At 51.6% G+C, this 12,428-nt stretch carries 14 protein-coding genes and 2 pseudogenes; 4 read left to right on the top strand and 12 right to left on the bottom strand.

Translation table 11 applies throughout. The features are described 5' to 3' along the window. Positions 1-476: 476 nt before the first annotated feature. Positions 477-980 (bottom strand): ester cyclase, encoded by a 504-nt coding sequence (locus HOY33_RS14340; RefSeq protein WP_150437313.1) that lies wholly within the window; start codon positions 978-980, stop codon positions 477-479. A gap of 352 nt (positions 981-1,332) precedes the next feature. Here HOY33_RS14340 and HOY33_RS20825 point away from each other — a divergent pair, with 352 nt between their 5' ends. Beyond that, complete coding sequence (locus tag HOY33_RS20825; protein WP_172290873.1) at positions 1,333-1,485, top strand: transposase; 153 nt, start codon at positions 1,333-1,335, stop codon at positions 1,483-1,485. Between the two features lie 185 nt (positions 1,486-1,670). Here HOY33_RS20825 and HOY33_RS14350 read toward each other — a convergent pair. After that, positions 1,671-2,485, bottom strand: a pseudogene (locus HOY33_RS14350) (IS110 family transposase). A 284-nt stretch (positions 2,486-2,769) separates the two neighbouring features. Here HOY33_RS14350 and HOY33_RS20655 point away from each other — a divergent pair. Then, positions 2,770-3,197 (top strand): annotated as a pseudogene (locus HOY33_RS20655) (IS3 family transposase); the annotation flags it as partial. A gap of 37 nt (positions 3,198-3,234) precedes the next feature. Here the strand turns inward: HOY33_RS20655 and HOY33_RS20660 are convergent. Further along, positions 3,235-3,360, bottom strand: a complete 126-nt coding sequence (locus HOY33_RS20660) for a toprim domain-containing protein (RefSeq protein ID WP_223881673.1) — start codon at positions 3,358-3,360, stop codon at positions 3,235-3,237. Positions 3,361-3,903: 543 nt separating this feature from the next. Here HOY33_RS20660 and HOY33_RS14360 point away from each other — a divergent pair. Then, complete coding sequence (locus HOY33_RS14360) at positions 3,904-4,158, top strand: DNA polymerase III subunit theta (RefSeq protein ID WP_370541769.1); 255 nt, start codon at positions 3,904-3,906, stop codon at positions 4,156-4,158. A gap of 70 nt (positions 4,159-4,228) precedes the next feature. Here the strand turns inward: HOY33_RS14360 and HOY33_RS14365 are convergent, their stop codons facing one another. The 6 genes from HOY33_RS14365 to HOY33_RS14390 all read right to left on the bottom strand — a co-directional run bounded on the left by HOY33_RS14365 (position 4,229) and on the right by HOY33_RS14390 (position 9,954). Beyond that, entirely contained in the window at positions 4,229-6,466 is a 2,238-nt protein-coding gene (locus HOY33_RS14365) for a DEAD/DEAH box helicase (protein ID WP_172290874.1), read from the bottom strand. A 149-nt stretch (positions 6,467-6,615) separates the two neighbouring features. Further along, on the bottom strand, positions 6,616-6,918 hold the full coding sequence (locus HOY33_RS14370; RefSeq protein ID WP_172290875.1) for a hypothetical protein: 303 nt from the start codon (positions 6,916-6,918) through the stop codon (positions 6,616-6,618). A 34-nt stretch (positions 6,919-6,952) separates the two neighbouring features. Next, positions 6,953-8,056: a DUF6094 domain-containing protein gene (locus HOY33_RS14375; RefSeq protein ID WP_172290876.1), complete on the bottom strand. Its 1,104-nt coding sequence runs from the start codon at positions 8,054-8,056 to the stop codon at positions 6,953-6,955. A 73-nt stretch (positions 8,057-8,129) separates the two neighbouring features. Then, positions 8,130-8,753: a hypothetical protein gene (locus HOY33_RS14380; RefSeq protein WP_150437318.1), complete on the bottom strand. Its 624-nt coding sequence runs from the start codon at positions 8,751-8,753 to the stop codon at positions 8,130-8,132. 78 nt (positions 8,754-8,831) lie between these two features. Then, complete coding sequence (locus tag HOY33_RS14385) at positions 8,832-9,473, bottom strand: DUF3275 family protein (RefSeq protein ID WP_150437319.1); 642 nt, start codon at positions 9,471-9,473, stop codon at positions 8,832-8,834. Between the two features lie 67 nt (positions 9,474-9,540). Then, entirely contained in the window at positions 9,541-9,954 is a 414-nt protein-coding gene (locus tag HOY33_RS14390) for a DUF3577 domain-containing protein (protein WP_172290877.1), read from the bottom strand. A gap of 93 nt (positions 9,955-10,047) precedes the next feature. On the opposite strand from HOY33_RS14390, the gene HOY33_RS20755 reads away from it, so the two are divergent. Further along, positions 10,048-10,170, top strand: a complete 123-nt coding sequence (locus tag HOY33_RS20755) for a hypothetical protein (RefSeq protein ID WP_255556162.1) — start codon at positions 10,048-10,050, stop codon at positions 10,168-10,170. 106 nt (positions 10,171-10,276) lie between these two features. Here the strand turns inward: HOY33_RS20755 and HOY33_RS14395 are convergent, their stop codons facing one another. From HOY33_RS14395 to HOY33_RS14405, 3 genes are all read right to left on the bottom strand, one after another. Continuing rightward, positions 10,277-10,606: a DUF3085 domain-containing protein gene (locus HOY33_RS14395; protein ID WP_150437321.1), complete on the bottom strand. Its 330-nt coding sequence runs from the start codon at positions 10,604-10,606 to the stop codon at positions 10,277-10,279. A gap of 148 nt (positions 10,607-10,754) precedes the next feature. Next, positions 10,755-11,114, bottom strand: a complete 360-nt coding sequence (locus HOY33_RS14400) for a DUF3085 domain-containing protein (RefSeq protein WP_172290878.1) — start codon at positions 11,112-11,114, stop codon at positions 10,755-10,757. 228 nt (positions 11,115-11,342) lie between these two features. Next, a complete protein-coding gene (locus HOY33_RS14405) occupies positions 11,343-12,350 on the bottom strand; it encodes a phosphoadenosine phosphosulfate reductase family protein (protein ID WP_172290879.1) in 1,008 nt (335 codons plus the stop codon). Positions 12,351-12,428: the final 78 nt, after the last annotated feature.

Consider the following 12,428-nt stretch of genomic DNA (forward strand, 5'->3'; position numbering starts at 1 on the left):
AACGCTCATAATACCTGACGTCAGGTTCTCTGTGTTTTCTTGTTACTATGTTTTTTTTGATTGCTGCTCATGTTCATAAATGTCGATGGCTCTATATGCAAATATTCCTTACAAGAAATTAATAGTGACATTTTGAGTTTTTTTGAGGATCTCTGTGTAGCCAGAAAGACAGATTGGTGACATTATCATTCATTCAAATAAAAAGATACTTATGATTATAATAAAAATATGAAATATTAGTTCTGCAAGAGCAAATGATTAAGATTATGGTGTCCGGATTTGCGGAACAGATTGAAACATATCCCGAACTGAACGATTTCATCTCAATACAGAGCTATACAGCTTTATCTTATGCGGCACACTTAATTGTGTGCGATGGTTTTCCGCAATTTCCAGCGTTGAATAATATACTGCGCGATTATTTAAAATGATTATCCAGCGCTATTTCCGAGGAGACAATAACGCTTGTCCGTACATTAAAACATGCCGTTCTGGTTGGCACTGGTTTGCGGCACGGGCTGCACTACGTCCCAATGTTCTACAATCTTCCCGTTGTCAACGCGCAGGATATCGACAACAGCATTTCCAGTATCTTGCGGATCGTTTTTAGCGAAAACATGCAGATAGACCAGATCGCCGTCGGTCGAGGTGCGAATGATGTGGCTTTCAGCATTCGGATAACTTGCAAAATAGTCCCGGAGCGTGGTTATAAGCGCTTCCCGGCCTGTCGCGATGAACGGATTATGCTGGATGTAATCTTCGCTCAGATATTGATACGCCAGATCCACATTGTGGTTGATTAAAACGGCGGTATAAAACTCAATCACCAGCGCCCGGTTTTGTTCTTCCTGAGCCAGGTTTCTTTGACTGCTTTGCGTTAACTCCGTCGGGGCAGGTGACTGGGCTTGCCTCTGGGTACAGGCAGACAGCGACATCGTCAGGCAGAACACGCAAGCAATAACAATAAATCGTGGTTTCATCTTGTTCGCTCTCCAGTTCGACAAAAATATCGGCTTTCCTACCGGAATCATACCAGCATCGTGGCCAATTCCGTCGTATATATTTGGCGGCGTCTTCCTGTCAGGATAGAAAGCCAAGCCTGGTCAGATGGTTGACGGGGGAATGTACGTTTTCTTCATGGTGCGAAATTCGCCATGACCAGGTGTCCGAGGCCTACTTCGGTATAGATACGCCGTGGGGGCGCATAACCGGGAGGCTGGGCGGGACTCATCAATTCATCGATGGCGGCGTTGCGGCGCACACCTCGGTGTGATCTATCCTTGATTTAGCACCCATCTTGTTTTCAAATCAATTAACGAAAGCGAGGTCACTATGGCAAGACAACAATATACCCCGGATTTCAAGTGCAGCGTCGTGGCATTACTGTTCGAAAGCGGTAAATCCGTTGCGCGCATGGTACAGGAGTTCGATATCAAAGAGAACACATTCTACATCTATGGACTATCTCCGTTTTGCAAGTACTGAATCTAGTTTTGGGTTGTTGCTTACATCTATCCGGCATAAGGAAAGCCTGTGCCCAAATGGGTAATCCGCACACAATCTCCTCAACAACTGGACGGCCTCTAAGGCCAGTGTAAAAATCAGGTTCCGATTGTGCAGGTGCAACCTGTCACCATTTATCAGTACGCAGCAACTTTTCTGGCTGGGTATTAACTTCCGGCTGCTTGATATTCGGTATCATTTCTCAGCATCGACCAGATTATTCTCGCGTTCTTGTTAGCTAGTGCCACTGTCGTTTTATTAAACCCTCGCCGTTCCTTTACCCACTGATGCTGATAGCCATCATTGTTATTCTTGGCAACCCATGGCGCCATGAATAAAAAGTGTCCGTAAATGCTTGTCGTCTTTTTTAGTCATATTCATTAGCACTTGCCTGTCGCCACTTGAGTGCTGTCGAGGAACCAGACAAAGCCATGCGGCAAAGTGACGACCATTTTTAAATTCAGTTCCTTTGCCAATCGCGGCAACAACAGCCTTGGCCGTTTTAGGACCAATACCTTTAACTTTGGCAATGCGCTGACAGGCATCTGATTGCCTGAATACAGCATCGATTTCTTTATTAAAAAAGTTTATATGACGCCCAATATAGTTAAAGAGATCATAGAGTTCTGCAATTGTTCTGCGTATTCTTGTACTGAGTCCATTTTCTGCATCGTTGGATGCATCAGAGACACTGCTATGGCCCGTGTTTCATTACCGTCATTTTTTGCCCACGGATAAAGGGTTTTACATATGAAGGGTTGATGACCTTTACTTTATGCCCCAGTTTTTCAAACTCTCGCTGCCAGTAAAATGCCCCTGTGGATGCTTCAATGGCAATCAAACAGACCGGAATATTAGCCACCGTCTGGAGTAATTCTTTTCGGCCGATACGGTTTGAATAAACCGGCTTACCGACCTGGTTTAACCCGCAGAGCTGAAAGACATTTTTAGCCAGATCAATACCCGGAAATATGATATTCATGGTAACTCTCCTGCTGAACGTATTTCGTACAGTTAACCGCAATGGGGGAGGAGGTAGTCCATCCCATTGACTGGAAAAAAACGTTATCAGGATCAGAAGGATGTTGCTTTTTCTAATTCGCCCCACCTATCCGAACAGAAACGAGGAATTCGCCGTCTTATAAGCCAAAATTTCCGAACTGGAAGAGGATAAACCTATCCTGAAAAAAGTGGCGGTGTTCCTGGCGCGGGAAAGCTGCTGAGATACGCTATGGTCGCTCAGTTACCAGCTTTCCATGCCGCAACCTGTGGACGGCGGAAGGCTGGCTGTATCTGGCGGTGGTTATCGACCTGTATTCACAGCGGGTGATTGGGGAGCGATGTCGGAACTGATGAAAGCGGAACTGGTGTGTTATGTGCTGAAAATGGCGCTGTGGCTGTGGGAGATGCTGCGCGGAGTGATAGTGTACCCAGTACTGTTCCCATGACTATCAGGAAGTTATGAATGATAATGGTCTGACATGCAGCATGAGTGCTAAGGGGGGCGGCTATGACAACGCCTGTGCGGAAAGTTTTTTCCATAGTCTGAAAGTGGACGCTATCCACGGGGGAACAGTTCAACACGCGGGAGAAGATGAAATCGACGGTATTCGACTATATTAAGATTGATGACAACCGGCATCGGCGATATAGCCGCCAACGGCGTGCTAAGCCCGGTGCAATTTGAAAAGAAACCTCGCTTAAGGCGATGTCCACCGTTACTGGGCAAGATCACTGACTTGCATCCAGTATCTCGCGGGCGATCATTTCCCCTTCTCGGTCGGCGTCGGTGGCGATAACCATGGATGAGGATTTCTTCAGGAGTTTCTGGATGACGGTAAACTGTTTTTTTTGCATCTGCTTTCACCGCCAGTTTCCACTGAGCCGGAATGACTGGTAAATCTTCAAGCGCCCGTTTTTTATATTTGCATCATAACGTTCGGGTGGCTCCATCTCCAGCAGATGACCAAATCCTCAGGTGACGGCAATATTTTTGCCGGTGAGGCAGCCATTACCTTTTTGCGTCGCGCCGAGGATACGGGCGATATCACGGCCCTGGGACGGTTTTTCACATAAAAACAATTTCATCGTCGCTCCTGAAAAAAAGCGGGCATCAGGGGATGATGCCCGAACGGGCGGGGAACCCATGTATTACGGGAAGGAAAGTCGTGTCAGAGTAATAACGACAGGATGTGCGCTACAGGGGAAACTCAGTTTGGGATAGAGATGAAAAATGCCGGGAACGGTCTGCGCGAGTTTAGCGTCATCAACAGGCAATGGTTCCCGGCTCTGGCAGACAAATAGATAGGGTGTTATCAATCATGTTGGAGAGATTTCTCGACAGCAGAAGGTCATAATAAGCTCAGCAAACTTCCAGCAAAGGGGGACACCCTATGAGCAATAATTTCAATCTCGGGGGATTTATCTGCTGAGGCGCGCGACAAAATTAATGTCGATCTTGCTGCGAGCGGCGTCGCATACAAAGAGCGGTTGAATTTGCCTGTCATCCCGGCACTGGTCGAAGCGGAACAACCCGAGCAATACAGAGCCAATTTGCGCGAGCGATTACTGCACTACAGGGAGATCAGCAAAACGTTGCCTAAAGGTACAGATCTCGCCTATCAGAAAATGGCGGAGACCAACAATAAAACGTAATCACTGATTTCGACGCATGTATAAAAGAGAAAAAAAGAACCCTGCCGGAATGGCAGGGTTAGTGTGAGTATCAGGCAACCAGTTGTTTAGCTAAAGCAATTTCAACCGAATCACCGTCAGCGTTGAGAATATCCAGGCCGGACTCCGGCACATCGCCCGCGGTGCTTTGCGCTACGGCGATTTTTCGTGCCATCAGGTCGAGACAGGCGATTTGCGACGTCGCGGCATAGCCGAGATAAATCACTTTTACCGCCCGTTTCTGCCCGATGCGCCATGAGCGGCGCGCCGCCTGAAGCAGGGTATAGACGTTAAATCCGGTCTGCATAAACACGATGGTGGGAAACTCCAACAGGTCGAGCCCGGTTTTTACCAGCTCCGGGTTCGATACCAGCACGTCGATGCCCTTGTCTACCTGTTCAGCGACCCAGTCCTCCCGTTGCTCCGGGCTGACGGTGGCGCGCAACACGGCGACTTTTAGCCCGGCTTGCGTCAGCAGGGCTTTCAGCCGCGAGGTGGTATCGCGGGTGCCGCTGTAGGTGGAGTACGCCAGTACCTTACGGCCTGCGGCTTTCTCCGCCAGACAAAGAGCAATCAGTGCCTGCTCTTTGGGCGTCGCCTCCGTGGCATCGAACAGCGCGGGTACGAATGCCAGCGTGTCGCGGGTACGCGGATGTTTCACTACTTCCGGGCGGAAGCAACACTCCGGCCAGGCCAGCAGCACATTGAGCACCACGCCCAGCAGGGTGGTATCCCGCTTTGCCAGCGCCTGACGCAGCATCGTCGTCAGCGAGACGGACAGTTTCGTGTAAGCATCGCTTTGCGTCTCCGTCATCGCCACTTCCCGGAATTCTTCATGATAAGGCGGCAGCACGTCGCGGCCCAAATCACTCAGTTTCAGAAAAACGGTATAGGGCAGCAGGCAACGCAGCACGCCTTTTGGGCCGAATCCCGGCGCCTTGGATACCCGGACAGCGGTTTTTTTCCCTCTGGCGGTTTTATGCGCCTCACGGTTGTTTTCGGAGAGAACCTCCTTTAACACGCCGTGATCGTGCATAAACCGCATGCCGGCGGCGGTCAGGCTGCCGTTGCGGCCGGGGCGATAGCCTTCTTCCAGCATCCTCCGGGTCAATATGCGAAACAACAGATAAAAAATGTCGTCCGCATATCCCCCCATCAGCGTGCCGGTCAGCAGCAGGATTTTTCTGACGTGACTGGCCAGAACGCCCATCGCCTGTCCCTGTGCCGAACTTGCGCCCTTGTACTCATGCCCTTCGTCCACCACCATCAGGTCGAACGTGTTTTTCGGTAAATGGCGCTTGATGTATTCACTGGCCTGGTAATTTCCTTCGCCGAAGCCGAATTCAACATTGGCCATCGCACGCTCCATACGCTGAGCCTGCCGGTCGGAAAACACCAGTTCGCCGCTGTTGTCCATCAGGTTGATGAACTCGTAGAGGTTATCGCCGAGCATGGACGCCAGAAACGCGTCGCCAAAGGCATTTTTCAGTTTTCTGGCCGTCGCATCGCCAATGGTCGGGATGCGTTTCAACGCCTTATTCACCATCTGAGACTGTAAATCATCAGGCAGGGCATTCGGGCGCATCAGCGTCCACAGCGGCGTCTGGCAGTGCGAGCATTTGCGGGGTTTTTCTTCCTGTTGCAGGTGGTTTACTGCAAGCCAGTTGCCGTCCGTATCGGTAATGCGCTGACCGCAGTCGGGGCAAACGCCTAAGGGGATGCCCTGCCGGCGCCGTACCGCGCAGGCGGGTTTCCAGTGGTAGCCCATGCGCATCCGTACCCGGCCCAATATAAAAAACTCCGGGCCGGTAGCGGGAACGTGAAGCTGTTCGCGCAGCAACATCAGCTTGATGAGCGTATCCGGGCCGTTGAGCACCCAGATACGGGCATTTTCAATGGTCTCCAGTATTTCCCGCCGCCACTTGTAAACCAGATGCGGCGGCGAGAGCACCAGCGTGCGGCGGTAGCCTTCGCGGTACAGCACCGCCGCCGTGGCTATGGCTAGCAGCGTCTTCCCGCAACCCATTTCGCCATTGATGATGGCGGCATGTTCGTTGCGATCGACCAGCAGTTTTACCACCGCCTGTACGGTATCGGCCTGTGCCGGGAACGGGCGGCGTTTCAGCGCGTCCATGACGGCCTGCCTTTTCAGATCGGGCGTGCCGTCATAAACGGGGGGAAGGGACTGGTTCAGCGATGCCAGCAGGCTGTCGCCGAATTCGTCGATAAACTGGTTCAGTGGAAAAACAACGGGCGAAGTCGTTGAGGGAGAGGTCTCGGTCATGGTCATGTTCCTTGAAATAAAAAACATCGGGAATGTTTTTAACGCCGCTTGCGGCGGCCCGCAGGGTGGCCTACAGGGAGGTAGGCCATAAAAAACGGGACAGACCATTCCCCGTCGGGAACGCTGTCCCGTCAGAGTGAGTGAAGTGATAAAACTCAGGGGTGAACGGAAATCACGGTCTCGCTGCGATCGGCGCAGGTATTGATGACCACCATGCGGATGCCATTAAACGGGTGGAAATAACAGGACAGCAGGCTGTTGTCATATTCCAGCGCATAGTGATTGGTCAGGCGTAATTTTCGGGGAACGTCGCCCCAGTCGCCTGACGTATGACGGCGAAGCAGCCTTTGCAGGTTTTCCGTACTCAGTGCGTTTTTATCGTCATTGAGCAGAGCGTTGCCGCAGGGAAAGACGGTTTTGTGCGTGAAAGCCGGAAGGCTCAGTAATCGATGTGTCATGATGAAGTTCCTTAAACGTATTAATGGTGGCGGGTTAACGAATGGCGATCAGTTGTCCGAACGTTTCTGATCCCGGCGTCATATCCCAGGCGGAAATAGCCGGAATGAAACGATCCGTCATCGTGATGGTCTCGGTAATCTCACCCTCGTCGTTTTCAGTGAATTCGGTTTTACGGTCTTTCACTTTGTAGGTGTCGCCGCGAACAACCAGGGTGCGGCCCGATGGCGAGGTGATCACGCCGGTGATCGCGCCCGCGGCCAGCGCCAGTGCGAGATGCCAGCGGGAAAGTTGTTTTGCCGGTGGTCGTAGTGGCTGTGGCTGGAGGCAAAGCTCGGTGGAGAACGCAGGCCATAGCCCTTTCAGTTGGCTCATTTCCTCTTCGAGTTGAACGGGTTCGAGCGTGACGCGGTAAAAATGTTTCAGTGTCTGTCGGACGGTGGGGACGCGGTAGGGTACTGACCAGGCATCGGGCAGCGCCGGTGCGGTCTCCTCACCTTGCCCGACACGCAGCAGACGTCGCTGGAGTTGCTTTACGGCATTGGTATGTTGCTGATGCTGGCGGATCCGGCGGCCAAAAATCACCACCTGCTTAAACTGATCCGTGGCGGCGGAAAATAGCCGCACATCCGTAAAGCTGTTTGCCAGCCAGCCCGCGAATTCGCGATCGAGCGTGTAGTACGGGATTATCAGCACCAGAATGCCGCCATATTGCAGATTGCCCAGGGTGCGCTGATAAAACAGCTTTTCCAGCCGGGCGCGGCCTTTGTGGTCGGTTTCCTGTTTCCCATTGACCAGATCGCCGTAGGGTGGGTTAAGAAACAACAGCGAAAAGGCCTGTTGAGAGATAACCGTGTCCATCAGATCGCCGTGCAGTGACAGATCGGCCAGGGTGGCGCAGTGCGCGGCACGCTCTGCATCGTATTCCACGGTACAGGCCTGGACACGCTCTTCGTCCAGATGGCAGGCGATCTCCGTAATGGCGACGCCTTCGCCGGCGCAGGGATCCAGCAACCGGAGCGTACCGGTGGGACTATCCGGCGTCAGCGCGGTGAGAATACGCTCCAGCGTGGCCTCGTCGGTGGGGAAGTAGCCGTTGCGCACAAAATTGCGCGCCAGGCGGGGGAACATAAGCGCCATAGAGGGTTTCCTTGTGATAAGTGACATGTTGATAAGGAGCGTACCCGGCAGGGAAGGTACGCTCGTGGCGTCATCAGGCCGCGAGAGGCGGGGCGGATGATAAAGGCGAGTCGGATGAAGTCCGCAGTTCCCCTCGTGAAATGGCCTGACTCATCAGTTCAGTCAACAGGGGGATATCGACGGACAACCGCCAGCCGGACAGGCCGCCATAGCCGCCGGGCAGCGGGGCGAGCATCTGTGAGGTTTGCAGGATGTCCAGCACGATAGTCTGCCAGTGGTCCAGGAGCGGCACTGAGCAGGTTTCCCGAAGCAGCGCCCAGGCGCGCTGGCGCCACAGAGGATCGTCTTTGGCGGTCAATAAAATGGCCTGATGGTTAGCTCTGTCGGGGATCCGGCAGCGTTTATCGAATAACCAGAGATGCACCAGCGTGCCGAAGCGTGTCTGGCCGTGTCGTGACGTCCGCTTGTCCAGATTATCGGTATTGCCGGGAAACAGCGTATGTTCATGAAGGGCGACATCGGTCAGCGTCAACTGCGTCAACGCCTCTTCATTTTTGAGCGTCATCCGCGCCAGCAGTTCCTGAATCGCGGTATCGCGTCCCCAGACGGACAGGAACGCCAGTGAACGCCGTTCGTCGCAGACGTAAGCGTCAGCCATGATGTGGGGACATTCGTTAAGTCGTAGCAGAGATGCCATGGGAAAACCCTCCTTTCGGTTGTTAACAGGGTTTTCCCCAGTCGGGAAAACCCGACAGTGGGTGAGATAATGCGGAAATTACGACGTGGTTTCTTCTGCGGGAACAGCCGTTTTAATAAAATGCTGCTCCTGAGCCCTGAAATCGTAGCCGAGCCGGGACAGCCGAGCCTTCTGCTGGCGCAGCACCTGCCGGGGGGCGGTGGCATCGAGTTTAACGATGTCGCCCAGCGGCCAGAGCGGGCCAAACAGTTTCTGGTCATCGTCTTCCTGCTCCGCCGACGTCGGCACCACGAATTGCGGGCGTCTGGCGGCGGTGTTTTCTGCTGGCGTCGGTTCGATTGCTTTTCCCGCGGGCGTTTCCGGTTGCGGCGACTGCGCAGGCTCTTCTTCATCCAGCGGATCGTTAACTGGCGGAGTGAGTTTCTGTTCGTCGCCGGGCGTCAGCGCCTCATCGGTGGCAATATTCATGGCATCAAGGCGAACGCGCATTTCAAAACCGGAGTTTGCGCCGTAGCTCCATGAATGCAGGTAAATTTTGCCGATCACAAACTGGCCTTCATAAATACCGGCGGTATATTGCTCCAGTTCGCGGTTTTTAACGGAAAAGCTGCCGATGGCGGTTTCCAGCAGGCCAACGTTAAAATCGCCGTTTCGCCCGTGAATGGTTCTGACCACCAGTTTCCCGGCAACCATCACCGGGGCGGTTGAGGTGTTGTTCATAGTCAGTCCTGATAGTGGTTAATGGGGAGAATAAAACGTTATTCTCCCGATAGGGTTGGTGAAGGGATCAGGCGGCGGCGGGTTGGCTTTCTTCAGCGTTTTCCCGGTAGACTTCAAAGCCGTCAATCTTGATGGTGGTGATTTTGATCAGACGGCCTTTAATCGAGCAGCCTGACTGGCCGCTTTTCGCGCCTGACTGGTAGGTGAAAACTTCAGGGTAAATATCGCCGACAGTAAAAGCGATAAGCACCTTCTGTTTTTTACTCAGCGCATCCTGGCAACTTCCCAGCAGGGAGGCGGCTTTTTCGTTATAGACTCGAACGTCAATATAACTGTATTCAGGGGAGTCCTTCGTACCGCGCAGGGCGGCAATGGTGCATGCCATAAACGGATCACCGCGTTTGGGCGTCACGGTGCGCAGACGGTTGACATAGCCAATGCCTCGGGTATGCAGATCAAAATATTTGTTTTCGGTGGTCATGGTCTGTCTCCATAAATATAGATATGGGAGACAGCCCCGCTGGGGAGTTGTCTCCCGGCGGGGGTAAGGATATGAGTGAAGGATGACGACGATATGCTTGCAGGCATATTGCTCATTTTCAGTCGTATTGAGCATCAGGCGAGCATCACCAGAGGTGGACAGCTTGCAGCTCTGCTGTACGGGCCATCGCAGGGATGGGTAAAGCAGGCACAGTAAACAACGGCAGAGATTATTCGGGAAGAAAAAACTGTTTTTCGAAATGAAAAATTAAATGCCGCATAAAAAAGCCTCGCTGAATAATAGCGAGGCAATGAACTTTTAATTATTTTAATGCGGTGATGGCGATTTCTTTATCAGAAAAAGAGACTGCAATATCGCTGCGGTCATTAATGGCGGACTGTAATGCGCTGTGCTGTGCGGATATCTCTTCGACGCGATCATTTTCGCCGCATAGCGTATTTAAGCGCTCACGCCATTCATCGGACTCCTGCCTGTCAGGGCTGAATCCTTCGGCATAACACAGTGTAATCCCGCGTATTGGCATCATATAAAGTCCCTGATCTTTTACCAGAAGGACTGAACAGTTATATTTTATTGCATCCTGAATGACGGGAATAAGCGTTTCAGATTTGAAGATGATGTTTTCTTTCATGAAGAATTCCTTATGAATAAGATGGAATGTGTTTGTGACGGTAAGCCAAATAAGGGGAGCGCCTGTTTAAACCGCATCAGGCGTACAGGGGAGAATTAAACAGTATGAAGTTCCCTCTGCCGTTGTGTTGACAGAGGGATGTCGTATATCATTTTTTACGTGCTTTTAACTCAAATTGCGTGTCGGTGAACGTCACGACAAGATGACTTCGGTTATCTGTCACGGCTGAGAATACGGAGCTGTTTATATCAATAAATTCTCCGAAGTCATCTCCGCCGCAGATAGCGTTTAATTCATCGTACCATTGGTCAAATTCCTGTATGTCGGGATTAAATCCCTCTGCATAGCACAATGTTTTTTGTCTTCCTGTGCCTGTGTCTCTCTCGCCTTTTTCAGCCATCATATAAAGACCATGATCTTTTACCAGAATAATACGGCATTTGTTTTTTCTGGCCTCCTGAATAACCGGGCTGAGTGTTTCTGATTTAAAAATGACGCTTCTTTTCATGGTGATTTCCTTCATAAATTAAATGGAGTGTGTTTACGGCAACGATGCAAATTAATTGCACCGCCTGTTTTCAGTTGCATCAGGCGTAGGGGATGAACATCGTATTGCTACGGGTAACTTCCAGTTCGCGTTACCGGGCGCCATAAGGCGATGTTGCCGGGAAATTAAACCGGCGAAGCAGAAAAATCGACAGAAGAAACCCTATTCAGGCAGGCGTAAATTATTCACTTATTCGCAGATCCCGGTGTAAATACTGTGGCAGGGTTTACCATCATTTAATGCGGCAATATCATCAAACAGCTTTCCGCCGTGTTTTGAAAACGCCCAGCCGCGGTATGTCTGGATACCGTGGCTGTCGAGGCTGATTTTATAGGTATCTTTTTCCGCTTTTCCCGGATCGCGGGTGGAAGGGAAAAAGGTCGAGTTGCCGCGCGTGGAGCAGGCTGCGACAATCCGCTCCCACTGCGCTACGCGTTCGATCTGTTCCGGAAAACGGCGGAAAATCACGCCCAATTCTTTTTTTCGAGCATGGATACAGGGCATGCAGCCCACTCGTGCGCACCCCAGTTGGTAGAGCGGATTCGGCGGAATGCCGTGACGTCTTGCCAACGAAAATACGTCCTCATGCGTCCAGTGCAGTAAAGGACGATAGACGTGCAAGCCCATTTTATTGCCCACATCCTGTTCCAGTTCTGGCAGTCTGGCGCGGAATGCGGATTCCTGGGCGCGCACGCCTTGCCAGCTAATCACATCGTCATACCGGGCCAGCAATGGGGTGATTATTTGCTCGTCAATGGGGCGATGCTTCAGTTCAAATGTGCAAAACCGGGCGCAGGTGCTGGGAAAGCGGCCTTTCAGAATACATAAATCAAGGAAGGGAATATGACGCGGATACATTTCTGCCAGGGCATAGTGAATACGTTGTTCCGCTTCCTGCGGCGTAAAATGATATTTTTCAACCAGCTTTTGCGGCCAGATTTGCTGAATATAATGGCGCTTGTTGATGATACGTTGCCGAAAATCAGCCCTGACGCGCATCACGACGCCCAATTTTTGCTCCAGCACAGAGAGATAGTCATAAGTATAAGGATGTTCATGACCCGTATCGGCAAAAACGACGGTCGCGTTTATGCCCTGTTCGCGAGCCAATAACCACAATGCCAGCGAATCTTTGCCGCCCGATAAGCTGATAACATGCCGGACTGAATCTGTTGGAAAATTTTTATGTGATTGCATGTAGGTGACCTCATGGAGACGAATGAGATCGGTTAATTAACCGCTGCGAACCGGCACGGTCTCGTATCAATTCAATAC

The sequence above is a fragment of the Brenneria sp. hezel4-2-4 genome (genome assembly GCF_013155275.1).
Classification (GTDB): domain Bacteria; phylum Pseudomonadota; class Gammaproteobacteria; order Enterobacterales; family Enterobacteriaceae; genus Brenneria.

Coding starts and splice junctions, on each gene's coding strand:
- HOY33_RS14340 (WP_150437313.1), bottom strand. CDS start 980: ATGAAACCACGATTTATTGTTATTGCTTGCGTGTTCTGCCTGACGATG.
- HOY33_RS20825 (WP_172290873.1), top strand. CDS start 1,333: ATGGCAAGACAACAATATACCCCGGATTTCAAGTGCAGCGTCGTGGCA.
- HOY33_RS20660 (WP_223881673.1), bottom strand. CDS start 3,360: ATGCAAAAAAAACAGTTTACCGTCATCCAGAAACTCCTGAAGAAATCC.
- HOY33_RS14365 (WP_172290874.1), bottom strand. CDS start 6,466: ATGACCATGACCGAGACCTCTCCCTCAACGACTTCGCCCGTTGTTTTT.
- HOY33_RS14370 (WP_172290875.1), bottom strand. CDS start 6,918: ATGACACATCGATTACTGAGCCTTCCGGCTTTCACGCACAAAACCGTC.
- HOY33_RS14375 (WP_172290876.1), bottom strand. CDS start 8,056: ATGGCGCTTATGTTCCCCCGCCTGGCGCGCAATTTTGTGCGCAACGGC.
- HOY33_RS14380 (WP_150437318.1), bottom strand. CDS start 8,753: ATGGCATCTCTGCTACGACTTAACGAATGTCCCCACATCATGGCTGAC.
- HOY33_RS14385 (WP_150437319.1), bottom strand. CDS start 9,473: ATGAACAACACCTCAACCGCCCCGGTGATGGTTGCCGGGAAACTGGTG.
- HOY33_RS14390 (WP_172290877.1), bottom strand. CDS start 9,954: ATGACCACCGAAAACAAATATTTTGATCTGCATACCCGAGGCATTGGC.
- HOY33_RS20755 (WP_255556162.1), top strand. CDS start 10,048: ATGCTTGCAGGCATATTGCTCATTTTCAGTCGTATTGAGCATCAGGCG.
- HOY33_RS14395 (WP_150437321.1), bottom strand. CDS start 10,606: ATGAAAGAAAACATCATCTTCAAATCTGAAACGCTTATTCCCGTCATT.
- HOY33_RS14400 (WP_172290878.1), bottom strand. CDS start 11,114: ATGAAAAGAAGCGTCATTTTTAAATCAGAAACACTCAGCCCGGTTATT.
- HOY33_RS14405 (WP_172290879.1), bottom strand. CDS start 12,350: ATGCAATCACATAAAAATTTTCCAACAGATTCAGTCCGGCATGTTATC.